The organism is Streptomyces sp. NPDC048370 (assembly GCF_043200825.1).
GTDB lineage: Bacteria > Actinomycetota > Actinomycetes > Streptomycetales > Streptomycetaceae > Streptomyces.
The window spans coordinates 290,261-312,470 of sequence record NZ_JBICYI010000009.1 but is presented as its reverse complement, the minus strand read 5'-3'; the positions used below and the strand labels follow the sequence as shown (position 1 = coordinate 312,470).

21 protein-coding genes are annotated in these 22,210 nt (G+C 71.5%); 8 read left to right on the top strand and 13 right to left on the bottom strand.

What is annotated here, in order from left to right; translation table 11 throughout:
* Nucleotides 1-139: 139 nt before the first annotated feature.
* From ACGFYP_RS21540 to ureA, 3 genes are read right to left on the bottom strand one after another with little or no spacing between them, the layout of a single operon-like run.
* Complete coding sequence (locus ACGFYP_RS21540) at nucleotides 140-1,156, bottom strand: agmatine/peptidylarginine deiminase (protein ID WP_393495754.1); 1,017 nt, start codon at nucleotides 1,154-1,156, stop codon at nucleotides 140-142.
* 11 nt (nucleotides 1,157-1,167) lie between these two features.
* Nucleotides 1,168-2,850 carry an urease subunit alpha gene (locus tag ACGFYP_RS21535; protein ID WP_393495751.1) on the bottom strand — a complete coding sequence of 561 codons (1,683 nt, stop codon included), beginning with the start codon at nucleotides 2,848-2,850 and terminating at the stop codon, nucleotides 1,168-1,170.
* A complete protein-coding gene (ureA, locus tag ACGFYP_RS21530) occupies nucleotides 2,850-3,548 on the bottom strand; it encodes an urease subunit gamma (RefSeq protein WP_393495748.1) in 699 nt (232 codons plus the stop codon). Before ureA ends, ACGFYP_RS21535 begins: the two co-directional genes overlap by 1 nt.
* Nucleotides 3,549-3,720: 172 nt before the next feature.
* Between ureA and ACGFYP_RS21525 the strand changes: the two genes are divergently transcribed.
* Nucleotides 3,721-5,172, top strand: coding sequence for a cytosine permease (locus ACGFYP_RS21525; RefSeq protein ID WP_393495745.1), 1,452 nt, complete (start codon nucleotides 3,721-3,723; stop codon nucleotides 5,170-5,172).
* Between the two features lie 75 nt (nucleotides 5,173-5,247).
* On the opposite strand, the gene ACGFYP_RS21520 is transcribed toward ACGFYP_RS21525, so the two are convergent.
* From ACGFYP_RS21520 to ACGFYP_RS21505, 4 genes are all read right to left on the bottom strand, one after another.
* Nucleotides 5,248-6,336 carry a branched-chain amino acid aminotransferase gene (locus ACGFYP_RS21520; RefSeq protein WP_393495742.1) on the bottom strand — a complete coding sequence of 363 codons (1,089 nt, stop codon included), beginning with the start codon at nucleotides 6,334-6,336 and terminating at the stop codon, nucleotides 5,248-5,250.
* 241 nt (nucleotides 6,337-6,577) lie between these two features.
* On the bottom strand, nucleotides 6,578-7,618 hold the full coding sequence (locus tag ACGFYP_RS21515; RefSeq protein ID WP_393495739.1) for a 3-isopropylmalate dehydrogenase: 1,041 nt from the start codon (nucleotides 7,616-7,618) through the stop codon (nucleotides 6,578-6,580).
* A 150-nt stretch (nucleotides 7,619-7,768) separates the two neighbouring features.
* Entirely contained in the window at nucleotides 7,769-7,903 is a 135-nt protein-coding gene (locus ACGFYP_RS21510; protein WP_315892634.1) for a hypothetical protein, read from the bottom strand.
* A gap of 226 nt (nucleotides 7,904-8,129) precedes the next feature.
* Nucleotides 8,130-9,017, bottom strand: a complete 888-nt coding sequence (locus ACGFYP_RS21505) for a LysR family transcriptional regulator (RefSeq protein WP_393495734.1) — start codon at nucleotides 9,015-9,017, stop codon at nucleotides 8,130-8,132.
* Nucleotides 9,018-9,118: 101 nt separating this feature from the next.
* Here ACGFYP_RS21505 and ACGFYP_RS21500 point away from each other — a divergent pair, with 101 nt between their 5' ends.
* Genes ACGFYP_RS21500 through ACGFYP_RS21490 form a run of 3 tightly spaced genes read left to right on the top strand, consistent with a single transcriptional unit; the run spans nucleotide 9,119 to nucleotide 11,236 of the window.
* On the top strand, nucleotides 9,119-10,126 hold the full coding sequence (locus ACGFYP_RS21500) for a zinc-binding dehydrogenase (protein WP_393495731.1): 1,008 nt from the start codon (nucleotides 9,119-9,121) through the stop codon (nucleotides 10,124-10,126).
* A gap of 49 nt (nucleotides 10,127-10,175) precedes the next feature.
* Entirely contained in the window at nucleotides 10,176-10,514 is a 339-nt protein-coding gene (locus ACGFYP_RS21495) for a PadR family transcriptional regulator (RefSeq protein WP_393495728.1), read from the top strand.
* Complete coding sequence (locus tag ACGFYP_RS21490) at nucleotides 10,511-11,236, top strand: HAAS signaling domain-containing protein (protein WP_393495725.1); 726 nt, start codon at nucleotides 10,511-10,513, stop codon at nucleotides 11,234-11,236. Before ACGFYP_RS21495 ends, ACGFYP_RS21490 begins: the two co-directional genes overlap by 4 nt.
* Nucleotides 11,237-11,337: 101 nt before the next feature.
* On the opposite strand, the gene ACGFYP_RS21485 is transcribed toward ACGFYP_RS21490, so the two are convergent.
* Nucleotides 11,338-11,880: a GNAT family N-acetyltransferase gene (locus tag ACGFYP_RS21485; protein ID WP_393495722.1), complete on the bottom strand. Its 543-nt coding sequence runs from the start codon at nucleotides 11,878-11,880 to the stop codon at nucleotides 11,338-11,340.
* A 119-nt stretch (nucleotides 11,881-11,999) separates the two neighbouring features.
* Between ACGFYP_RS21485 and ACGFYP_RS21480 the strand changes: the two genes are divergently transcribed.
* The gene (locus ACGFYP_RS21480) at nucleotides 12,000-12,926 is read left to right on the top strand and encodes an alpha/beta fold hydrolase (RefSeq protein WP_393495719.1); all 927 of its coding nucleotides are present in this window, start codon (nucleotides 12,000-12,002) and stop codon (nucleotides 12,924-12,926) included.
* A gap of 44 nt (nucleotides 12,927-12,970) precedes the next feature.
* On the opposite strand, the gene ACGFYP_RS21475 is transcribed toward ACGFYP_RS21480, so the two are convergent.
* The 3 genes from ACGFYP_RS21475 to ACGFYP_RS21465 form a co-directional block, all read right to left on the bottom strand.
* Nucleotides 12,971-13,207 carry a hypothetical protein gene (locus ACGFYP_RS21475; RefSeq protein ID WP_393495716.1) on the bottom strand — a complete coding sequence of 79 codons (237 nt, stop codon included), beginning with the start codon at nucleotides 13,205-13,207 and terminating at the stop codon, nucleotides 12,971-12,973.
* A gap of 128 nt (nucleotides 13,208-13,335) precedes the next feature.
* Nucleotides 13,336-14,967, bottom strand: a complete 1,632-nt coding sequence (gene pruA, locus ACGFYP_RS21470; RefSeq protein ID WP_393495713.1) for an L-glutamate gamma-semialdehyde dehydrogenase — start codon at nucleotides 14,965-14,967, stop codon at nucleotides 13,336-13,338.
* 30 nt (nucleotides 14,968-14,997) lie between these two features.
* Entirely contained in the window at nucleotides 14,998-15,924 is a 927-nt protein-coding gene (locus ACGFYP_RS21465) for a proline dehydrogenase family protein (RefSeq protein ID WP_393495710.1), read from the bottom strand.
* Nucleotides 15,925-16,107: 183 nt separating this feature from the next.
* Here ACGFYP_RS21465 and ACGFYP_RS21460 point away from each other — a divergent pair, with 183 nt between their 5' ends.
* From ACGFYP_RS21460 to ACGFYP_RS21450, 3 genes are read left to right on the top strand one after another with little or no spacing between them, the layout of a single operon-like run.
* Nucleotides 16,108-17,220 (top strand): PucR family transcriptional regulator, encoded by a 1,113-nt coding sequence (locus tag ACGFYP_RS21460; RefSeq protein WP_393495707.1) that lies wholly within the window; start codon nucleotides 16,108-16,110, stop codon nucleotides 17,218-17,220.
* A 30-nt stretch (nucleotides 17,221-17,250) separates the two neighbouring features.
* On the top strand, nucleotides 17,251-18,399 hold the full coding sequence (locus ACGFYP_RS21455; protein ID WP_393495703.1) for a DUF1266 domain-containing protein: 1,149 nt from the start codon (nucleotides 17,251-17,253) through the stop codon (nucleotides 18,397-18,399).
* Nucleotides 18,396-19,568, top strand: a complete 1,173-nt coding sequence (locus ACGFYP_RS21450; protein ID WP_393495700.1) for a DUF1266 domain-containing protein — start codon at nucleotides 18,396-18,398, stop codon at nucleotides 19,566-19,568. The genes ACGFYP_RS21455 and ACGFYP_RS21450 overlap by 4 nt, the downstream gene beginning before the upstream one ends.
* A gap of 65 nt (nucleotides 19,569-19,633) precedes the next feature.
* Here ACGFYP_RS21450 and ACGFYP_RS21445 read toward each other — a convergent pair whose 3' ends face one another.
* Nucleotides 19,634-20,212, bottom strand: a complete 579-nt coding sequence (locus tag ACGFYP_RS21445) for a TetR/AcrR family transcriptional regulator (protein ID WP_393495697.1) — start codon at nucleotides 20,210-20,212, stop codon at nucleotides 19,634-19,636.
* Nucleotides 20,213-20,301: 89 nt separating this feature from the next.
* Nucleotides 20,302-21,891, bottom strand: coding sequence for a phosphoglycerate dehydrogenase (serA, locus tag ACGFYP_RS21440; RefSeq protein WP_361959185.1), 1,590 nt, complete (start codon nucleotides 21,889-21,891; stop codon nucleotides 20,302-20,304).
* Between the last annotated feature and the right edge of the window lie 319 nt (nucleotides 21,892-22,210).

Sequence of the window (22,210 nt, the reverse complement as noted above, 5' to 3'; positions counted from 1 at the left end):
GGGGGGGGGGGGGGGGGGGGGGGGGGGGGGGGGTCGCGCCCCCCCCCCCCCCCCGCCCCCCCCCCCCCGCCCCGCCCCCCCGCCCGCCCCGCCCCCCCCCCCCCCCCCCCCCCCCCCCCCCCCCCCCGACCAGCAGGACTCAGAGTTTCGGCTGCTGCTGCGTGATGCAGTGGATACCGCCCCCACCTGCGAAGATGGCGCGCGCGTCGACCAGCGTGACGATCCGCTCCGGGAACAGCCGGCGGAAGATGCCCGCCGCGATCTCGTCGTTCGGGTCGTCGAATCCGCACAGGACCACACCGCCGTTGCAGAGGTAGTGGTTGATGTACGAGTAGTCGACCCAGTCGCCCTCCTCGTCCTTCAGGACGGTCGGGGCCGGGATCTCCACGACCTCCAGCGCGCGGCCCTTGGCGTCCGTCTGGCGGCTGAGGATGTCGACGTACATCCGCGAGCGCTCGTAGTCCGGGTGGGCCGGGTCCTGCTGGCTGTGGACGACCACGACGCCGGGCCTGGCGAAGGCGGCGACGATGTCGACGTGGCCCTGGGTGCCGTAGAGGCCGTAGTCGCCGGTCAGCCCGTGCGGGAGCCAGATCGCCTTCGCCGTGCCGAGCTTGGCGTGGATCTCCGCCTCGACCTCGGCGCGGCTCCACTCGGGGTTGCGGCCGGCGCCGAGCTGGACGGTGTCGGTCAGCAGGACCGTTCCCTCACCGTCGACGTGGATCGCGCCGCCCTCGTTCACCAGGGGGCTGTTCACCACCGGCACGCCCGCGAGGTCGGCGACATGGCAGGCGATCTTGGAGTCGTGCTCCCAGCGGGCCCAGTCCTGCGCGCCCCAGCCGTTGAACACCCAGTTCACGGCGGCCAGTCCGGTGCCGTCGCTGACGAAGGTCGGGCCGATGTCGCGCATCCAGGCGTCGTCGAGCTCGCGCTCGACCAGGTCGATCGCGTCGCCGAGCAGGGCGCGCGCGGAGTCCAGCTGGCCGGGGCCGACCACCATCGTGACCGGCTCGAAGCGGCGTACGGCGCGGGCGACGGAGGCCCACGCGGTGCGGGCCTGCGCCAGTTCCTCGTCGTTGGTGAAGGTGGGGTTGGGGCCGGGCCAGGCCATCCAGGTGCGCTCGTGCGGGGCCCACTCGGCCGGCATGCGGAAGGTCATGGGAGGAGTCCTCAGAGGAAGTAGAGACGGTTCAGGGAGATGGAGTCGGCCGGTTCGGAGCGGATCGGGTCGCCGTCGAGCGACACGAGGCCGGTCAGGCCGTCCACCCCCACCTGGCCGATACGGGAGTTGAGGAGCAGGTCGCCGGGGCCGATGCCCCGGGTCCCGCGGACGGCGACGCGGCGGCGCCTGGTCGGCATCCGGTCGGAGCCGAGGTCGACGGCGGCCTGGGCGACGAACGCGACCGAGATGTCGGCCGGGGTCGCTCCGTGGGCTCCGAACAGCGGCCCGAGGACGAGCGGCTCGCAGGTGTCGGTGGCGGCGTTCGGATCGCCCACGACCCCCCACGCGGGGAAGCCGGACTTCAGCACCATCTGGGGCTTGGCGCCGAAGTACTGCGGCCGCCACAGCACGATGTCGGCCATCTTGCCGACCTCGATCGAGCCGATCTCGTGCGCGAGGCCGTGGGCGATCGCCGGGTTGATCGTGAGCTTGGCCATGTAACGCAGCACACGCGCGTTGTCGTCGTGCGCGCCGTCGCCCTCCATCGGGCCCAGCTCGGCCTTCATCTTCCCGGCCATGGCGAAGGTCCGGCGTACGGTCTCGCCGGCCCTTCCCATCCCCTGCGCGTCGGAGGAGGTGATCCCGATCGCGCCGAGGTCGTGCAGGACGTCCTCCGCCCCCATCGTCCCCGCCCGGATCCGGTCCCGCGCCATCGCGGCGTCGCCGGGCAGGTCGGTCTTCAGGTCGTGGACGGAGACGATCATGCCGTAGTGCTCGGCGACCGCGTCGCGCCCGAAGGGGAGCGTGGGGTTGGTGGACGAACCGATGACGTTCGGCACACCCGCCATCTTCAGGACGTTCGGGACGTGCCCTCCGCCACAGCCCTCGATGTGGAAGGCGTGGATGGTCCGGCCGTCGAGCACCCGCAGGGTGTCCTCGACGGACAGGCACTCGTTCAGACCGTCACTGTGCAGGGCGACCTGCACGTCGTGCTCCTCCGCCACCCGCAGCGCGGTGTCCAGGGCCCGGGTGTGCGCGCCCATGTCCTCATGGACCTTGAAGCCGGACGCCCCGCCCTCGGCGAGCGCCTCCACCAGCGGGGCACCGTCCGAGGAGGAGCCACGGGCGAGGAAGCCGATGTTGACGGGCCAGGCGTCGAAGGCGCTGAAGGCGTGCTTGAGGGCCCATGGCGAGTTGACGCCAACCCCCCAGACAGGACCGAACTCCTGTCCGATGATGGTGGTGACACCAGAGGCGAGGGAGGCCTCCATGATGCGCGGGGACAGCAGGTGGACATGGGTGTCCACGGCACCGGCGGTGGCGATCAGCCCCTCGCCGGAGACGATCGACGTTCCGGTGCCGACGACCACGTCGACACCGTCGAGGGTGTCGGGGTTGCCCGCACGCCCGATGGCGTGGATCCGGCCCTCGCGAATACCGATCGACACCTTGCGGATGCCCTGGACGGCGTCGATCACCAGGACGTTGCTGATCACCACGTCGCACGTCTCGCGGACGGCCGCCGCCTTGAGGTGAAGACCGTCACGGGCGGTCTTGCCGAAGCCGGCGAGGAACTCGTCGCCGGGCTTCTGCGAGTCGGACTCCACCCGCACGACGAGCCCGGAGTCGCCCAGGACGACCCGGTCGCCCGCGCGGGGTCCGTGCACCGATGCGTACTCGTACGGGTCCATCACTCGCCCTCCTTCGTGAGCTGCGTTCCCAGGTAGCCGCAGGCCGCGGCGCGCCGCAGGGCCTCTTCCTTCGCGCCGGGCGCGTCCAGCGGGCCGTCGACCAGGCCCGCGAAGCCGATGGCGATCCGGGCGCCGCCGATCGGTACGAGACCGACCTCCGCCTCGCCGCCCGGGTCGAAGCGGAAGGAGGAGCCGGCGGGGACGGCGAGCCGCATGCCGTAGGCGGCGGCGCGGTCGAAGTCCAGACGCGGGTTGGCCTCGAAGAAGTGGAAGTGGGAGGTGACGCTGACCGGGACGGTCGCGGTGTTGCGGACCGTGAGGATCAGCGCGGGGGGCTGCTCGGCCTCGGTGGGGCCCGGCAGCAGCGCACCCGGGGCCCCGTCGCCCAGGGAAGGACCGCCGATCGGGTCGGAGACGACCGCGAGCCGCGAGCCGTCGTCGAAAACGGCCTCGACATGCACTTCGGTGACGACATCGGCCACACCCGGCAGCACATCGTCCGGGCCGAGCACGGACCGGGCCGCGGCGATCGCCTCGGCGAGCCGTCGGCCGTCGCGGGCCGCCTCGCAGACCGTGTCCGCGATGAGGGCCGTCGCCTCCGGCACATTGAGCCGAAGGCCCCGGGCCCGGCGGGCCCGCGCGAGCTCGGCGGCGCCGAAGAGCAGCAGCCGGTCGCGTTCCGTGGGAGTCAGTCGCACGTCCACACACCTCCTGTTTGAGCGACACTCTAAACGCTGAACCGGCCGTATCCAAGCATTGACGTACGCGACGGTAGTGCGTCACATTGAGCGCCACTCTAAATCTCGATCCTGACCCTCACCTCGATCCTGATCCTGATCCCGTCCGCCCGCTTGCCCCGCAGGAGCGCCCATGCCGATCGAACAGCGCGGAGTCGACACCATCCCCGAAGCGGAACGCACCAGCGGCCCGCGTGACCTCTTGGCCATCCTCCTCGGCTCGAACCTCTGCCTCGGAGTGATCGTCTTCGGCTGGCTGCCGGTCTCCTTCGGCCTCGGCCTGTGGGCGTCGGTGACCTCCGTCGTCACCGGCACGCTCGTCGGCGTCGCCGTGACCGCCCCGCTCGCCCTCGTCTCGCTGCGCACCGCGACGAACCTCTCGACCTCCTCCGGCGCCTTCTTCGGCGTGCGCGGCCGGCTCGTCGGCTCGGTGGTGGGGCTGCTGCTCTCCCTCGGCTACACGGCCCTGACGCTGTGGATCGGCGGGGACGTGGTGGTCGGCACGCTCGCCCGGCTGACCGGCCTGCCCTCCGGCGACGCCACACACGCGGTGGTGTACGCGGTGCTCGCCGCCTGCACGGTCGTCGGCGCGGTCTACGGCTACGGCCTGCTGCTCCGGCTCAGCAAGGCGCTCGCGATCGGCATGACCCTGCTCCTCGGCCTCGGCCTGGTCGCGTACGGGGGCGACCTCACCACGGCCCCGGTGGCCGACACCCCGTACCTGCTCGGCTCGTTCTGGCCGACCTGGGTGCTGGCCGCGGTGGCGGCGGGGCTCAGCGGCCCGGTCGCCTTCATCACGCTCCTCGGCGACTACACCCGCTACATATCCCCCGCGCGGTACAGCTCGAAGACCGTCTGGAGGACCACCTGCGTGGGCCTCGTCGCCGGTCTGCTGATCCCGCAGCTCTTCGGTACGTACACGGCGTTGGCGGCGCGCGGCGCGCTGGACTACGCGGGCCCGCTCGTCGCCGCCTCCCCCGCCTGGTACGTGGTGCCGCTGCTGCTCGCGGCGACCGCCGGCACCGTCGGCAACGCCGGTCTGATGCTGTACTCGATGGGCCTGGACCTCGACGCGATCCTGCCGAAGGCGACCCGGGCGCGGGCGACGCTCGTGGTGGCGGTGGTGGCCACGGCCTTCGTCTTCCTCGGCCACTTCGCCTCGGACGCCCAGTCGGCGATGACCTCGTTCGTGCTGCTGCTCACGGCGATCGGTACGCCGTGGGCGGTCATCACGCTGATCGGGCACGCCCGATGTCGGGGTGAGTACGACCCGGAGGCGCTCCAGGTCTACAACCGCCGGGCGCGGGGCGGGGCGTACTGGTACGCGGCGGGCTGGCACCCGCGGGCCACGCTGTGTTGGGCGCTGGGCGCGGGCGTGGGCCTCGCGTCGGTGTCGACGCCCCTGTACGAAGGGCCGCTGCTGGCCCTGACGGGCGGGATCGACTGCAGCTTCGTCCTGTCGGCGCTCGTGGGCGGGCTGCTGTACGCGGCGCTTACGCCGAGCCGCGCCACGGCGGTCGTACGGGACGAGCAGGGCGAGTCGGACGAGCGGGGCGAGCGGGACGAAGAAGTCGCCACGGCCTGAGCGCACCTGAGCGCACACGAAGGCCCCGGGGCGCGGCACTCCGCCACGCCCCGGGGCCTGTCGTCGATGGCTCGACTAGCCCAGCTGGTGCGTCCAGCCGTGGACGTCCTCGGACTTGCCCGTCTGGATGGCGAGCAGCGCGTCGCGGAGCTTCATCGTGACCTCGCCGGGCTGACCGCCCGACTGCTGCCACTCGCCGCGCGCCGACTTCACCGTGCCGACCGGCGTGATGACCGCGGCCGTGCCGCAGGCGAAGACCTCGGTGAGGGTGCCGTTCTCGGTGTCGGCCTGCCACTGGTCGATCGAGACGCGGCTCTCCTCGGAGCTGTAGCCGAGGTCCTTGGCCAGCTGGAGGAGCGAGTCACGGGTGATGCCCGCGAGGAGGGAGCCGGTGAGCGTCGGCGTGACGATCTTGTCCCCGTACACGAAGTACAGGTTCATCCCGCCGAGCTCCTCGACCCACTTGTGCTCCACGGCGTCCAGGTAGGCGACCTGGTCGCAGCCCTTCCCGGCGGCCTCGGCCTGGGCCAGCAGGGAGGCCGCGTAGTTTCCGCCGGTCTTGGCGTCGCCCATGCCGCCAGGGACGGCGCGGACGCGGTCCTCGGAGAGCCAGATCGAGACGGGCTTCACGCCACCGGGGAAGTACGGACCGGCCGGCGAGGCGATGACGACGAAGAGGTACTCGTTCGCCGGCCGGACACCCAGGCCGATCTCGGTCGCGATCATGAACGGGCGCAGGTAGAGCGACTCCTCGCCGCCGTGCGCCGGGACCCACGCCTTGTCCTGCTGGACGAGGACGTCGCACGCCTCGATGAAGGTCTCGACGGGCAGCTCCGGCATCGCGAGCCGGCGCGCGGAGGCCTGGAAGCGCCGGGCGTTGGCGTCCGGGCGGAAGGTCGCGACGGTGCCGTCGGGACGGCGGTAGGCCTTCAGGCCCTCGAAGATCTCCTGGGCGTAGTGCAGGACGTTCGTGGCCGGGTCGAGGGAGAGCGGGCCGTACGGCACGAGCTGGCCGTCGTGCCAGCCGCGGCCCTCGGTCCAGCGGATGGTCACCATGTGATCGGTGAAGTGGCGGCCGAATCCGGGGTTGGCCAGGATCGCCTCGCGCTCCGCGTCGGACAGCGGGCTGGAGGAGGGCTTGAGCTCGATCGTGGGCGTCGTCATGAGTGCTAGTCCTTCACCGGTTGTGTGTGACGGACCGCGCTCACGCCGCTATCAGTGCTCTGCTAGGACGTCCGAGCTTTACCGCATGCCGCGGCCCCACGTTCGATTATCGCCCGTGGGGACCTGTGCACGAAACGGTGTGGTGCGGTCCAGGGTTTGATGGTGGCACCCTGCGACCGCATAGGTACAGCCGCCGGGTGCTCGATGCGACCCGGCGGCTGTGTGTCGTTCAGTCGGCGGGTCAGCTCGCTACGCGTACCGCGAGCGCGTCGCCGATCTCGTCCGTCGTACGGACGGAGTCGCCGCGCTCGGTCAGGTCGGCGGCGACGGCGGCCTCGATGCGGCCGGCCTCGGTCTCGAAACCGAGGTGGCGCAGGAGGAGGGCGACGGAGAGCACGGTGGCCGTCGGGTCGGCCTTGCCCTGGCCCGCGATGTCCGGCGCGGAGCCGTGGACGGGCTCGAACATGGACGGGAACTCGCCGCTCGGGTTGATGTTGCCGGAGGCGGCGACGCCGATGCCGCCGGAGACGGCCGCGGCGAGGTCGGTGATGATGTCGCCGAAGAGGTTGTCGGTGACGATCACGTCGAACCGCTCGGGCTGCGTGACGAGGAAGATCGTCGCCGCGTCCACGTGCAGGTAGTCGGTGGTGACCTCGGGGAACTCCTCGGCCACCTTGTTGAAGATGTTGGTCCAGAGGTGACCCGCGTACGCCAGGACGTTGTTCTTGTGGACCAGCGTCAGCTTCTTGCGCGGGCGGGCCTGGGCGCGGGCGAAGGCGTCGCGGACGACGCGCTCGACACCGAAGGCCGTGTTGACGGAGACCTCGGTGGCGACCTCGTGCGGGGTGCCGGTGCGGATCGAGCCGCCGTTGCCGGTGTACGGGCCCTCGGTGCCCTCGCGGACCACGATGAAGTCGATCTCGGGCTGGCCCTTGAGCGGGGTCGAGACGCCCGGGAGCAGCTTCGACGGACGCAGGTTCACGTGGTGGTCGAAGAGGAAGCGGAGCTTCAGCAGGAAGCCGCGCTCCAGCACGCCGGACGGGACCGACGGGTCACCGATCGCGCCGAGCAGGATGGCGTCGTGCTGCTTGAGGGCCTCGACGTCGGCGTCGGTGAGGGTCTCACCGGTCGCGTGGTAGCGCGTGGCGCCGAAGTCGTACTCCTTCGTCTCCAGCTTCACGTCCTGCGGAAGCGCGGCAGCGAGGACCTTCAGTCCCTGGGCCACGACCTCCTGGCCGATGCCGTCGCCGGGAATGACTGCGAGATTGATGCTGTGAGACATGTCGGCACCCTACTCCTCGTCCCACCGTCTGACACTCGTCGTCCACGATGCGGACGGTGGCGCGTCGCGCCCGCGCTCGCCGGGAGCGGCGGGCGGCGAGCGCGGGCACGACGACGGGGCGCGGCGGACGGCTTGATGTCTCGGCCGCCGTCAGTGGCCGGTCGAACCGCCGTTGTCACGGCGGTCGAGGGCGCGCTGGAGGGCGGCGGCGGCGTTCTTGCGGGCGTCGTCGCCGCTCGGGCGGGCGACGGAGTGGCGGACTCGACGGGCGGTCTCAGCGGCCATGGGGGATCGACTCCTTGAGATCAGTGGTGATCCGAGATCAGTGGTGATCGAAGGCGCCGGAAGGGGCGGGGAGCGGGCCCGCAGGGGTTGCCTGCACAGGGGCAGCGCGCTCACGACCGCCATTCGCTGATGGAGCGAGACGTTCGGCTCCTACAAAGCTAGGACAGGCGGACGCATCTGTCTCCACAGTTACTCGGACTTCCTACTATCTGAGACGGTGATCGACTCACTCCGGCTGCCGCACAGCCCTCAGCTCACGGATCAGCGCCCGCACGGCGAGGGATTTCGCCAGCTCAGGGGTGGTGACATAGCCGACGGACCGCGTCGGGCGATCCGGACCGAGATCGGTGATCTGCACCGAGGGCGGTGGTCCGATCAGGGAGAGCTCCGGCATCACCGCCATACCGAAACCACTGCTCACCATCGAGAGCACCGCTCCGTCGTCCTCGGCCTCGACGGTCGCCGCCGGCAGCCAGTCCTGCTCCGCCCACCACTCCCGGGTGTACGAGGTGCAGTTCTCCGTCCAGTCCACGAGCGGCAGAGAGCGCGGCGCGGCATGACCGGCCGGGTGCACCAGCGCGTACCCCTCCTCGACCAGCACGCCTCCGACGAGCTGCGGCGGGACGGGCGACGTCGTCCCGATCGTCGCGATGCCGAGGTCGGCCCGCCCCTCCAGGACTTCGCCCGCGGTCCCCGGCCCCAGCTCCCGTACGATCCGCACCTCGGGGGCGATCTGCGGATGGCGGGCCGTCAGTCGCTCCAGGGCGCGCGGCAGCAGATGCAGTGCGGCGCTGCGGAAGGCGGCGATCCTCAGCGGCCCGGCGGCCGTGCCCGTGCCCGTACCCGCCTCGGCGCCTCGCACCTCCGCCCCCATCACCTCCAGGAGCCGCAGCACCCGCCGGGCGTGGGCGAGGGCCGTCTCCCCGGCGACGGTGGGCGTGGCCCCGGACCGCCCGCGGTCGAAGAGGACGGCACCGAGCTTCCGCTCGCTGGTCCGTACGGAGTGGGAGACGGCGGACTGCGTCATGCCGAGCGCCACGGCAGCGGCGGAGAAGCCGCGCTCGCTCCCGACGGCGAGGAGAACGCGTAGTTCGTGCGGCGCAAGGTCGGTCATGTCGGCTCTCACCTCGGACTATGAGCAACTTCGATGGATCGGTGGGATCCATCGAAGCAACCTACTGCCCGGCCGCCGGATTCCTTCCTACGGTCTCCCCCATGACGCACGAGACCATGATCACCGTCCATCAGACGGCCCGCCCCGAGGGCTTCCCCACCCCGGCCCACTTCGCCTTCGTCGAGAGCCCGGTCCCCACCCCCGCGCCCGGCAGCGCGCTCGTCGAGAACCTCCTCTGGTCCGTGGACCCGTACCACCGCGAGGCGATGGACGGGGACTTCCTGTGGACCCTGAACTCCCCCATGGAGGGCCGCACCCTGGGCCGGGTCCTCGACTCCCGCACCCCCGCGCTCTCCCCGGGCGACCTGGTCCTGCACCGCAAGGGCTGGCGTACGCACTCCGTCGTCGCGCCGGACGAGGTGCGCGCCGTCCCGGACTTCGACGGCGTGCCGCTCGCCGCGCACCTGAGCGTCCTGGGCGGTACGGGCCTCTCGGCGTACGTCGGCCTGACCCGGATCGCGCGCCTCCAGCCGGGCGAGGAGCTGTTCGTCTCGGCCGCGGCCGGCGGGGTCGGCACGGCGGCGGGCCGCTTCGCGCGACTGCTCGGCGCGGGGCGGCTCGTCGGCAGCGCGGGTTCGGCGCGGAAGGTCGCGTACCTGACGGAGGAGGTGGGCTTCGACGCCGCCTTCGACTATCACGACGGGCCGGTGAAGGAGCTGCTCGCGAAGGCGGCGCCGGCGGGCCTGGACGCCGCGCTCGACGGGGTGGGCGGGGACCATCTGGAGGCCGCGATCGCCTCGCTGCGCGAGCACGGCCGGATCGCCTGGGTCGGCGCCGTCGCCCAGTACCAGTCGCTGTCCACTCCCCCGCCCGCCCCGCGCAATCTCTTCGATCTGGTCGAGAAGAGCATCCGGCTCGAAGGGTTCCTGGTGAGCAACCACGCGGACGCGCAGGAGGAGTTGTACCAGTTCGCGGTGGACCATCTGCGCAGCGGGCGGCTGCCGCTGGACGTGACGGTGGTGGAGGGGTTCGAGCACATCGTGGACGCGTTCCTGGGGATGCTGCGCGGCGAGAACATCGGGAAGATGCTGGTGTCCCGATCCAGCTAGCGATGCCAGCTAGATTGCATTCCTATCTAGCTGGTGATGGAATACAGCCATGGCCGCAGACCGCAGATCAAGTTGGCTCAAGGGCGTCCTGGACCTCCTCGTCCTCTCCTGCCTCACGGAGGGCGAGAGTTACGGGTACGAGATCTCCAAGGCGCTCGCCGAGGCGGGACTCGGGGAGATCAAGGGCGGGACCCTCTATCCGGTACTGAACCGGTTGGAGGAAGCCGGCCTCGTGGAGGCCGAGTTCCGGGCCGCCGAGCGGGGACCGGGGCGGCGCTACTACCGCCTCACCGAGCAGGGCCGGACCCACCTCACCACCGAGAGCGGGGCGTGGCTGACCTTCCACACCGCCGTACGGACCATGCTGAAGACCGGGGGAACACCATGAACACCGAGCCGAGCACGTACTTCGACGAACTGACCGCCGCACTGCGCGGGGCCGGCGTACCGGCGGAGCAGATCGCCTCCACCGTCGCCGAACTGCGCGCGCACCTCGCCGATACGGGCGCGGCGCCTGAGGAGGAGTTCGGCCCTGCCGCGGACTTCGCGGCGCGACTGGGCGGCACGGCGCCGGTGGCGGCGGAGCCCGCCGAGAAGGCCGAGACCTGGCTCTGGACGGCCGACATCTACAACGACCGGCGGCTGCTCGCGCTCCACGGCGACCAGGGCTGGGAGGTCGAAGGGCTCGACTCGCTCGGCCGGTTCATGTGCCGACGGGTGCCCGGCGCCGCTCTGCGGTGGGAGTACCGCCGCGAGCTGATCAACGGCAAGCGACGCGACGAGGTACTGGATCGGCTGACGCCGGAGGGCTGGGAGATGTGCGGGGAGTGGACGCTCTTCGCCTACTTCAAGCGCCCGAAGGCGGCGAGCGACGGACCGGCCGGAGCCCTTGAGACGCTGCCCGAGCGGCCCGGCCGATGGCTCTTCCTCAGCCGCAAGGGCAAAGTCCTGCTGACGGTCTGGATGCTGCTGGTCATCGGCGCGGTCGGGGTGACGCTCGTCGGCGTCTTCGACATGCCGGCCTACACGACGCCCTTCGTCGCGCTGTTCGGTGCGACGGGCGCGCTGATCGGCCTGAAGCGGGACGCGGCCAAGGGCTGCCAGGGCTGAGCGCTCCGCACGCCCGGAGCACCCGCAAACTCGGAACACCCGAACGCCCGGAGCACTCCGCACGCCCGGAGCGCTCCGCACGCCCGGAGCGCTCCGCACGCTCAGAGCACGTCGCCGTCGCGCCAGTCGAAGAGCAGCGCGGCGGCTGGGTCCGGCAGCGTTCCGCCGCCCGTCGCACGCAGATAGGTGGACCCCTCCTCGTCGGGGAGGTGGACGATCCCCTCGGGGCCGATCACCTCGATCCGCCCCTTCCACGGCTCCCAGCCGCGCCCCCGATAGAGCGCGGCCCCCTCGTCCGACGCGGACAGCGCCCCGAACGCGTACGCCCCGTCGATCACCCGCTCCAACTCGCCCATGACGAGCCCGCCGAGCCCCTGCCGGCGCCGGTCGTCACGCACGCCGACGCCCTCGACGTACCCGACGCGGTACGAACGCCCGTCGTGGAGCACGCGCCGCATGACGACGCTGCCGTGGGCGGCGACACCGCGCTCGTCCTCGATCCAGGCATGGACGCCGCCGAGGCCGTGGTCCCAGTCCTCGTCCGAGAAGTCGCCCCGGAAGGCCGCGTCGAGCATCTCGCGTACGGCGCGCAGCCGTTGGGCGCCGAGCTCATGGGTGGGGGCGACACGCACGGAGTCCGTCATGCACCCAGCCTGCCGCACACCCCCACGCTCTACCTAACCTTTCAAAGAATCTTGACAGGTTACAAAGCAGGCTGCTTGACTCACGCCATAACCAGTCACAGAGCCTCAGGGGGTTAGAGATGTCGACCGTGACGCACAGGCCGCACACGCCGCACAGCACGCAGGTCCACCAGGTCCACCACCGCACGATCACGGTCCGGGGCCACGAGATCTTCTACCGGGAGGCGGGCCCCGCCGACGCGCCCGTCCTGCTCCTGCTGCACGGCTTCCCCACCAGCTCGCACATGTTCCGCGACCTGATCCCGCGCCTCGCCGACCGCTATCGCCTCATCGCCCCCGACCACCTCGGCTTCGGCCGCAGCGATGCCCCGTCGGCGTCCGAGTTCGCCTACACCTTCGCCGAACTGGCCGCCCTCACCACGGAGTTCACCGAGGCCCTCGGCCTGGACCGGTTCGCCCTCTACATCCAGGACTACGGCGCCCCCATCGGCCTGCGCCTCGCCCTCGCCCACCCCGAGCGCGTCACCGCGATCGTCACCCAGAACGGCAACGCGTACGAGGAGGGCCTCGGGGCCGACGCCTGGGCACCCGTCCTCGCGATGATCGCCGACCGCACTCCGCGGACCGAGGAGCCGGTGCGCTCCATCCGCTCCCTCGACGGCATCAGGTGGCAGTACGAGACGGGCGTCCCGGCCGGGTTCCGCGAGCTGCTGAGCCCCGACGCCTGGCACCACGACGCCGCCCTGATGGCCCGGGAGGGCCAGGACGACATCCAGCTGGACCTGATCGGCGACTACGGCTCCAACTTCGCGCTCTACCCCGCCTTCCACGACTACTTCCGCACGACCCAGGTCCCCCTGCTCGCCGTCTGGGGCGAGGGCGACGAGGTCTTCGTCCCGGCGGGCGCCAAGGCCTTCGGCCGCGACCTCCCCGACGCGGAGATCCACCTTCTCCCCACCGGCCACTTCGCCCTGGAGACGCACGCGCCGACGATCGCCGCCCTGATCGACGACTTCCTCGCGCGGCGCCTCTCCCTCAGGCCGTAGCCCTCAGGCCGTACCTCTCAGGCCGTACCTCTCAGGCCGCAGGCTCAGGCCGTAGCCTTCTCCAGGTCGTGGGCCACGCGCCCCACCCAGTCGGTGAAGGCCTCTCGATCGTCGGCTTCGTCCCCGCGCAAGGCCGTGACCTGCGCGTCCGTGATCCGGTCGGGTCCCGACGCGGTCAGCAGCCGGTGCAGCTCCTTCATCAGGGACTTCACCCGCACCGCGTCGAGGTGCTCGATCGCGTCGACCCCGTGCCCGGGGCCGAGAGTCGTCGAACCAGGCATGTCGTACCTCCTCGCCGAGCCCCCTCCCAGCAGCGTAAGCCCCCCGCATGAGAACCGCCCCCGTCCTGGTTTGGGGGTCCAGGAGGGGGGCGGTGTCAGGGGTGGGCCTCAGGGAGGCCCAGGGGGCGTCAGCCCATGTGGGGGTAGCCGTACTCGGTCGGCGGGACCAGGGTCTCCTTGATCGCGCGGGTCAGCGTCCAGCGCATCAGGTTCTGCGGGGCGCCGGCCTTGTCGTTCGTGCCGGAGGCGCGGCCGCCGCCGAAGGGCTGCTGGCCGACGACGGCGCCGGTCGACTTGTCGTTGATGTAGAAGTTGCCCGCCGCGAAGCGGAGCTTCTCCATCGTGTACGCCGTGGCGGCACGGTCGCCGGAGATGACCGAGCCGGTCAGCGCGTAGTCCGAGGCCGACTCCATCTGGGTCAGCATCTCGTCGTACGTGTCGTCCTCGTAGACGTGGATCGCGAGGATCGGGCCGAAGTACTCGGTCGTGAAGACCTCGTTCTCCGGGTCGGTGCAGGCGATGACGGTCGGACGGACGAAGTAGCCCTCCGAGTCGTCGTACGTGCCACCGGCGACGATCGTGCAGGTCTCGTCGGCCTTCGCGCGGTCGATCGCGGCCTTGTTCTTGGCGAACGAACGCTCGTCGATGACGGCGCCGATGAAGTTCGACAGGTCGGTGACGTCACCCATCTTGATGCCGTCGACCTCGGCCGCGAACTCCTCCTTGAAGCCCGAGTTCCAGATGGAGGCCGGGACGTACGCACGCGAGGACGCGGAGCACTTCTGGCCCTGGAACTCGAAGGAGCCGCGGGTCAGCGCGGTCTTCAGGATCGCGCGGTCGGCGCTCGGGTGGGCGACGACGAAGTCCTTGCCGCCGGTCTCGCCGACGATCCGCGGGTAGGAGCGGTAGGACTCGATGTTGTTGCCGACCGTCTTCCACAGGTGCTGGAAGGTCTTGGTCGAGCCGGTGAAGTGGATGCCGGCCAGGTCGCGGTGGTTCAGGGCCACCTCGGAGACGGCGATGCCGTCGCCCGTCACCAGGTTGATGACACCCTTCGGCAGACCGGCCTCCTCCAGGAGCTCCATGAGGAGCACGGCGGAGTGGGTCTGGGTCGGGGACGGCTTCCAGACCACCACGTTGCCCATGAGGGCGGGAGCGGTGGGCAGGTTGCCCGCGATGGCCGTGAAGTTGAACGGCGTGATCGCGTAGACGAAGCCCTCCAGCGGGCGGTGGTCCAGTCGGTTCCACACGCCCGGGGAGTTCGCCGGCGGCTGCTCGGCGAGGATCTGGCGGGCGTACGCCACGTTGAAGCGCCAGAAGTCGACGAGCTCGCAGGGGGTGTCGATCTCGGCCTGCTGCGCGGTCTTGGACTGGCCCAGCATCGTGGAGGCGGCCAGCGTCTCGCGCCAGGGGCCCGCGAGCAGCTCGGCGGCGCGCAGGATGATCGCGGCGCGGTCGTCGAAGGACATCGCGCGCCAGGCCGGGGCGGCGGCCAGGGCGGCGTCGACGGCGTCCTGGGCGTCCTGCTGGGTGGCGCCGGCGAAGGTGCCGATGACGGCCTTGTGGTTGTGCGGCTGCACGACGTCGACGCGCTCGCCGCCGCCCATGCGCTTGACGCCACCGATGGTCATCGGCAGCTCGCGCGGGTTGTCGGCCAGCTCCTTGAGCGCGGCCTCCAGACGGGCGCGCTCGGGGGAACCGGGGGCGTAGCTGTGCACCGGCTCGTTGACCGGAGCGGGGACCTGGGTTACAGCGTCCATGAGTCTCGTAACTCCTTTTGAGGGGTGGGCTCAGCCCTTGGTGAGGATGGAGCGTGCGAAGAAGAGGAGGTTGGCCGGCTTCTCCGCGAGGCGGCGCATGAAGTAGCCGTACCAGTCGGTGCCGTACGCGGTGTAGACACGCATGCGGTGCCCCTCGGCGGCGAGACGGTTCTGCTCCTCGCTGCGGATGCCGTACAGCATCTGGAACTCGTACTCGTCCAGCTTGCGCCCGGCACGGCGGGCGAGCTCCTGGCCGATCGAGATCAGGCGCGGGTCGTGGGAGCCGATCATCGGGTAGCCCTCGCCCTCCATCAGGATCTTCATGATCCGGACGTAGGCCTTGTCGATCTCGGGCTTGTCCTGGATGGCGACGGAGGCGGGCTCCTTGTAGGCGCCCTTCACGATCCGGACGCGGGAGCCGTTCGCGGCGAGGCGGCGGGCGTCCTCCTCGGTGCGAAAGAGGTACGCCTGGATGACGCATCCGGTCTGCGGGAAGTCCTTCCGCAGCTCCTCGTGGATGGCGAACATCGAGTCGAGGGTGGTGTGGTCCTCGGCGTCCAGGGTGACCGTGGTGCCGATCTCGGCGGCGGCCGCGACGACGGGGCGGACGTTGGCGAGGGCGAGCTCGTGGCCGCCCTCGAGCGCTTGGCCGAACATCGAGAGCTTCACGGACATCTCGGCGCGCTCGCCGAGGCCCAGCTCCTTGAGGCGGCCGATCAGCTCCAGGTACGCGTCGCGCGCGGCGTAGGACTGCTCGACGGTGGTGATGTCCTCGCCGACGACGTCGAGGGTGACCTCCAGGCCGCGGCCGGTGATGTCCTGGACGATCGGGATGACGTGGTCGACCGTCTCGCCGGCGATGAACCGGTCCACGACCTGCTTGGTCCCGGGCGCTGCCGACACGAAACGGCGCATCTTGTCGCTGCGGGACGCGGCGAGGATCACGGGACCCAGCACGGGGACCTCCAGAAGGGCAGGGTGACGAAAGGTGCCTACCCGATCTTTCGTAAGCAACCGGGAACAGCACGGAGAACCACCGTGAAACCTAAGGATCGCTCCGATCCTCTGCCATCGACACCTGTCACGCATCCGTGGGCGGCATCTCATACATATGTCTGAAGGGGGTGCGAGAATGGCGCCGTGAAGGGCGATTACCAAGAACCGGTGGACGAGATCTCCGCGCTGCTCGGGGCTCCGGCGACGCTGGAGAACCGCGATTTCGGGCTGATCGCCTTCGGGGCCCACGACAGCGACGACGACACCGCGATGGACCCCGTCCGGACGCGCTCGATCCTGACCCGTAAGTCGACCCCGGCGGTCCGCGCCTGGTTCGAGGGCTTCGGCATCACCCGCGCGACGGGCCCGGTCCGTATCCCGGCCGCCCCGGACGCCGGGGTCTTCCGGGACCGCATCTGCCTTCCCGTACGCCACCGGGGCGTGGTCCTCGGGTACGTCTGGCTGCTCGACGCCGAGCCCGGGCCGACGCACGCCCAGCTCACCGCCGCGATGGAGGTCGCCACCCGGATCGGCGGCCTCCTCGCCGACGAGGAGCGCGCGGGCGCCGACCTCTCGCGCGAGTTCGCCGCGGTCCTGACCGCCGGGCGAGGCTGGCAGAACGACATGGCCCTGGCGGCACTCCGGGCGGCTCTGGGGCCCAGTGCGGACGGTCTGCACACCGTGGTCTGCGTGACCCCCTGGCGGGGCGAGGCCCCCTCGATCCGGGCGGTCCCCGGCGCGGCGGCCGTCACCACGCTCCCGGAAGGCGAGTCCCTCGCGGTCCTCGTACGACTGCGCACGGCCGAGGACCTCTCCCCCGCCCGTACGGCCGCCGAGCAGCTGCGCGCGAACGCGCCGGCCGGTATCGCCACCCCCCGGCGGGGACTCGCGGAGCTCCCGGCGGCCTGGCGGGAAGCCAGCACGGCGGCCCGTGCCGCGGCGGCACAGCCGAAGCTCGGCCCGGTCGCCGAATGGGCCGGGATCGGCCCGTACCGACTCCTCGCCGCGCTGTACCACCCCGAGATCGACGCCGCCGTCGCGCCACTGCTCGCCCCCGCGCACGCCGAGCTGGCCCGCACAGCCGAGGTGTTCCTCGACAACGCCGGCCAGGCGGGCCGTACGGCAGCCGCTCTCGGCGTCCACCGCCAGACCCTCTACTACCGGCTGTCCAGGGTCGAACAGCTGACGGGCCTGGACCTGGACGACGGCGAGGACCGCCTTCTGCTCCACATGTCACTGAAGTCGGCCCGCCTCTAGTCCGGCCCCGCCGTTTCATAGGATCTCCCCATGACAACGGGGAGTTGGGCAGCGCCGACGTACACCGAGCAGCTGCTGTACGAAGCAGGGGCACGCGAGGACCGGGCGGCCGTTCTGGACGCCCTCGGGCGGAGCCGCCTCTACGTGCTCCTGCCCCGGCTGCACGCCGACGCGCCCGGCTACGCCCCGCCCCTCCCCAGCCGCCGCGACAAGGCCACCCGGCGCACCGTCGTACCGGTGCTGACCGAGGGCATGCTGCCGCAGTGGCACCCGGACTGGGTGTTCAAGGCGACGACCCTCGACAAGCTCGCCGCCGCCTGGCCGAACGACAGGTGGTGGCTCGCGGTCAACCCGGACACCCCGTTCGCGGCCGCCCTGCCGGCCCGCGCCGCCGACCGGCGGGCCTGGCAGGAGACGGCCGCCCGCGGCGGCGGTCCCGCGCGGCTTCGCCTGCTCACCCACGGAGGCGAGCACCTGCACGGACCGGTCGCGCACGGCCTGGCGCTCGGTGCGCACCTCGCCGTGCTCAACGGTCTGGTGTGGAACCGGCTCGGCGCCCAGTACGAGGACTACCCCACCGACATCGCCCGGCTGCGCAGCCCCTGGGCCGTCCACCACCGCGCGGACTTCCGGGACAAGCTGCGGACCCTGATCGCCACCCGGCTGGTCGGCAGGGTCCCCGAGGCCGTCCTCGGGATGCGGCGCCGTCTCACCGCGCGGTGGGGCCACTCGCCCTCCGAAGAGCAGTGGAAGTCGATGGTCACCGTCACGATCGAGCGGAACGATCCCTCCGGCGAGGACCTGGCCGAGGCCCTGGAGTTCCTGCGCCGGATCACCCACTACGAGGGGCGGTTCCGCGTCGACGGCCTCCTCCCGCCCGACGGCCGGGTCGACACCCTCGCCGCCTTCGACCACGGCCGCGCCGTGAACGTCGTACGGCTCGCGCTCGGCGCCCGCTACTGCGACCCCGAGGAGGCGGAGCAGTCCCTGCTCCAGATCCTCGAACCCGCCCGACAGGCGTACAGCTCCTGGGCCGCCTTCTCGCTCGGCTACGTGCTGGCCCGGCTGATCCACTTCGACGAGGGTGACCCCGAACCGATGTACCAGGAATCCGTGACCATCCACCGCGCGCTCACGGAGGACCCGTCGAGCCCCTACCGGAACATCGCGTGGTCATGAGCCCCCGCCGTACGCCCGCCCCTCAGGACGCCCCCTGGATCCCGCCGTCCGAGACCGAGCAACTGCTGTACGAGGCGGGGCTGCGCGGCGACGTCGCGGAACAGATCCGCGTCCTCGCCGGGGCCGAGCTCTTCATCGGCGCCCCCAAGGCCGACGTGGACGCCCGCCCGGACAATGTCTACTGGCCACCCCAGCAGGCGGGGAAGGGCCTCCTCGTCCGGCCGCTCCTCACCCGCGGGATGCTGCCGCCCTGGCATCCGGAGTGGGTGTTCCACCAGGTCACCCTCCGGTGGGTCGCCGAGTTCACCTGGCGCGACCCGCGGCTGCTCCTCGCCGTCAACGGCGGAACCCCCGGCCAACTGCTGCTGCCCACCGCGCCCGAGCACCGCGCGGGGTGGCTGCGGGTGTACGCCGAGAAGGAGCGGGGTTCGGGCGACCGTTTCGTCGCCCTGCGCCACGGACCGCTGCACGGGCCGCTGGCCTTCGGTCTCGCCTGCGGCGTCCATCTGGCGTTCGGCAACGGCGTCCCGTGGAACGACGTCGGCTCGGCCTACATGGGGTACACCGACGAGCTCGACACGCTCCGCGACTCGTGGGGCGTCACCGACCACGGCGGCTGGCGCAAGGAGTTGGACGCGCTGCTCGACGGGCGCAACAGCCCGCCGGAGCCGGACTTCGCCCTGCGGATCCGCGAGGAGCTGCGGGTCGTCCGTGGCGCGGTCCCCTCGCCGGACGAGTGGCGCGAGACGGCCGCCGGGCACGCCCAGGACCTGGGCGCGAGCCCGGGGACGGTGCGGCACATCGAGGAGTTGGTACGCCGCATCCTCAGGTACGAGGCCCGGTTCCGGGCCGACGGGCTGCTGCCGCCGGACGGGCGGGTCCGCAAGACGGTCGCGTACGACTACGGCCGGGCGGTGAACCTGGCCCGCTGGGGCCTCTCGGCCCGGTTCTGCGCGCCCCCGGAGGCCGAGCAGGCGATCGTCCACGCGGGGGCGCTGGCCCGGTCGGCCTACGGTTCCTGGCAGGAGTACTCGACCGGGTACGCGCTGGGGCGGGTGCTCCGCTTCGACGGGGAGGAGTACGGCCCGTTCCACGAGCAGAACGTGGCCGCCCACCGCGTCCTGACGGAGCACGAGGGCAGCCCGTGGCGGAACATCCCGTGGCGCTGAGGAGCTGAGGCTGAGGAGCCTGAGTACCTGAGGGGGCGGGACGGGGTGCCTGCGCGGATGCGCCGCTATCGCTCCTCCATCAGCACCCTGAGCCCGGCCGTCAGGTCGTCCGCCGTCGGCGCCGTCTCGGGGTCCACCATCCACTGGATCATCACGCCGGTCGCGAGGGCCTGGCACAGCAGCCCCGCCACCCGGGCCTTCTCCGGGTCCGCCTCCGGGTCGAGGCCGAGGAGGGCCTCCGCCATGCCCAACCGGCCCTCGCGCTGGGGCTCCTTGATGGCCTCGCGGAGCTTCTCGTCGTCGTCGAGGCGGGTGACGACCTCCGTCTGGAGCTTCCAGACCGGGCGGCTGGCGTCCGCGGCCGCGATGACCTGCGCCCAGACCGCGTGGAAGCGTGCGTACGGGTCGGCCGGCAGCGCCGCCCGCTCCTCCTCCGCGGCCCCGGGGCTGACCCGCTCGCCCCACTCCTCGGTCACAGCGAGGAACGCCTGCTGGAGCAGGGCGTCCTTGGAGCCGTAGTGGTAGCCGATCGAGGCGAGGTTGGTGCCCGAGGCGGCGACGATGTCGCGGGCAGTGGTCCGGGCGTACCCCTTCTCCAGGAGGCAGCGCTTGGCGCCTTCGAGCAGGTCTTCCTTGTGTCCCATGACAGCACTGTACCCGGCCGCTAGACAATCGTGTAAGACGGTTGTCTAGCGACCGGGTACGGGTGCCCTGGGCTCCTGGGAGCCCGGGATCAGACCAGGTTGACCGAACGGGCCGAGGCCGCGCCGATCTCCTCCGCGATCTCGGTGAGCACGACGGCCGGAACCGTGTCGTCCACGGTGAGCACGACGAGCGCCTCGCCGCCCTCCTCCGCGCGCGCCACCTGCATGCCCGCGATGTTCAGACCGGCCTCGCCGAGGATCCGGCCGACCGTGCCGACGACACCCGGGCGGTCCTCGTAGCGGAGCACCACCATGTGGTCGGCGAGCGCCACGTCCACGTCGTAGTCGCCGACCGCGACGATCTTCTGGAGGTGCTTGGGGCCGGCCAGCGTGCCGGAGACCGCGACCTCCTCGCCGCTCGAGAGCGTGCCGCGCACGGTGACCACGTTGCGGTGGTCGGGGGACTCGCTGGAGGTCGTCAGGCGGACCTCGACACCGCGCTCCTGCGCGAACAGCGGGGCGTTGACGTACGAGACGGTCTCGTCGACCACGTCCTCGAACACGCCCTTGAGCGCGGAGAGTTCGAGCACCTTCACGTCGTGCTGGGTGATCTCGCCGTACACCTCGACGTCGAGCCGCGCCGCGACCTCGCCCGCGAGCGCGGTGAAGATGCGGCCGAGCTTCTCGGCGAGCGGCAGACCCGGCTTGACGTCCTCGGCGATGACACCGCCCTGGACGTTGACCGCGTCCGGGACCAGCTCGCCCGCGAGCGCGAGGCGCACCGAGCGGGCGACCGCGATACCGGCCTTCTCCTGGGCCTCGTCCGTGGACGCGCCGAGGTGCGGGGTGCAGACGACCTGGTCGAGCTCGAAGAGCGGGGAGTCCGTGCAGGGCTCCTTCGCGTACACGTCGAGGCCCGCGCCGGCGACCCGGCCCTCCTTGAGCGCCGAGTACAGCGCCTCCTCGTCCACGATCCCGCCGCGCGCGGCGTTGACGATCCGGACGGAGGGCTTGACCTTGTGCAGCGCCTCGTCACCGATGAGACCGAGGGTCTCCGGGGTCTTCGGCAGGTGGACGGTGATGAAGTCGGCGACCTCGAGGAGCTCGTCCAGGGTCAGCAGCTTCACCCCCATCTGGGCGGCGCGGGCCGGCTGCACGTAGGGGTCGTACGCGACGATCTTCATGCCGAACGCGGACATCCGCTGGGCAACCAGGACGCCGATGCGGCCGAGGCCGACGACGCCGAGGATCTTCTCGCTGAGCTCGACGCCCGTGTACTTGGAGCGCTTCCACTCGCCGTTCTTCAGCGCGGTGTTGGCCTGCGGGATGTTGCGCGCGGTGGCGACGAGCAGACCGCACGCGAGCTCGGCGGCGGTGACGATGTTGGAGGTAGGGGCGTTGACGACCATCACGCCGGCCTTGGTGGCGGCGGAGACGTCGACGTTGTCCAGGCCGACACCGGCACGGGCCACGACGCGGAGCTTGTTCGCCGCGGCGATCGCCTCGGCGTCGACCTTGGTCGCGGAGCGGACCAGGATCGCGTCCACGTCGGCGATGGCGGGGATCAGCTCGGCGCGGTCGGCGCCGTTGCAGTGCCGGATCTCGAAGTCCGGGCCCAGGGCGTCGACGGTGGCGGGCGACAGCTCTTCAGCGATGAGTACGACGGGTTTCGAGCTCACGTGAGTCCTCACAGATCCAGTGCGGACGGCCGTCCCGACGGCCGCAGGCGGTGGAGGGGGCTTGCCGCGTGAAAGCGCACGACGCTGTGGGCCTGAACGCGAATGGTGTTGAGCAGTGTAGTGGTGCGTTGGCGCGATTCTTGCGCCTCGTTGGCAGGATCACCCGTCCGTGGTTGGACGGCCTGTCCAACGATGTGGGGCGGGGGGGGGGGGGGGGGGGGGGGGCCCGCCGCCCCCCGCGGGGGCCGCCGCCGGGGGGGCCGCCCCCCCGCCGAGGGGGGGCGGGGGGGGGGGGGGGGGGGGGGGGGGGGGGGTGCGT

Excerpts from the sequence above, each read along its gene's own strand:
- ACGFYP_RS21475 (WP_393495716.1), bottom strand. The coding sequence starts at position 13,207 with ATGCCTGGTTCGACGACTCTCGGCCCCGGGCACGGGGTCGACGCGATC.
- ACGFYP_RS21535 (WP_393495751.1), bottom strand. The coding sequence starts at position 2,850 with ATGGACCCGTACGAGTACGCATCGGTGCACGGACCCCGCGCGGGCGAC.
- pruA (WP_393495713.1), bottom strand. The coding sequence starts at position 14,967 with ATGGACGCTGTAACCCAGGTCCCCGCTCCGGTCAACGAGCCGGTGCAC.
- ACGFYP_RS21515 (WP_393495739.1), bottom strand. The coding sequence starts at position 7,618 with ATGTCTCACAGCATCAATCTCGCAGTCATTCCCGGCGACGGCATCGGC.
- ACGFYP_RS21445 (WP_393495697.1), bottom strand. The coding sequence starts at position 20,212 with ATGGGACACAAGGAAGACCTGCTCGAAGGCGCCAAGCGCTGCCTCCTG.
- ACGFYP_RS21505 (WP_393495734.1), bottom strand. The coding sequence starts at position 9,017 with ATGACCGACCTTGCGCCGCACGAACTACGCGTTCTCCTCGCCGTCGGG.
- ACGFYP_RS21455 (WP_393495703.1), top strand. The coding sequence starts at position 17,251 with ATGACAACGGGGAGTTGGGCAGCGCCGACGTACACCGAGCAGCTGCTG.
- ACGFYP_RS21480 (WP_393495719.1), top strand. The coding sequence starts at position 12,000 with ATGTCGACCGTGACGCACAGGCCGCACACGCCGCACAGCACGCAGGTC.
- ACGFYP_RS21490 (WP_393495725.1), top strand. The coding sequence starts at position 10,511 with ATGAACACCGAGCCGAGCACGTACTTCGACGAACTGACCGCCGCACTG.
- ACGFYP_RS21485 (WP_393495722.1), bottom strand. The coding sequence starts at position 11,880 with ATGACGGACTCCGTGCGTGTCGCCCCCACCCATGAGCTCGGCGCCCAA.
- ACGFYP_RS21500 (WP_393495731.1), top strand. The coding sequence starts at position 9,119 with ATGACGCACGAGACCATGATCACCGTCCATCAGACGGCCCGCCCCGAG.
- ACGFYP_RS21525 (WP_393495745.1), top strand. The coding sequence starts at position 3,721 with ATGCCGATCGAACAGCGCGGAGTCGACACCATCCCCGAAGCGGAACGC.
- ACGFYP_RS21520 (WP_393495742.1), bottom strand. The coding sequence starts at position 6,336 with ATGACGACGCCCACGATCGAGCTCAAGCCCTCCTCCAGCCCGCTGTCC.
- ACGFYP_RS21510 (WP_315892634.1), bottom strand. The coding sequence starts at position 7,903 with ATGGCCGCTGAGACCGCCCGTCGAGTCCGCCACTCCGTCGCCCGCCCG.
- ACGFYP_RS21495 (WP_393495728.1), top strand. The coding sequence starts at position 10,176 with ATGGCCGCAGACCGCAGATCAAGTTGGCTCAAGGGCGTCCTGGACCTC.
- ACGFYP_RS21540 (WP_393495754.1), bottom strand. The coding sequence starts at position 1,156 with ATGACCTTCCGCATGCCGGCCGAGTGGGCCCCGCACGAGCGCACCTGG.
- ACGFYP_RS21450 (WP_393495700.1), top strand. The coding sequence starts at position 18,396 with ATGAGCCCCCGCCGTACGCCCGCCCCTCAGGACGCCCCCTGGATCCCG.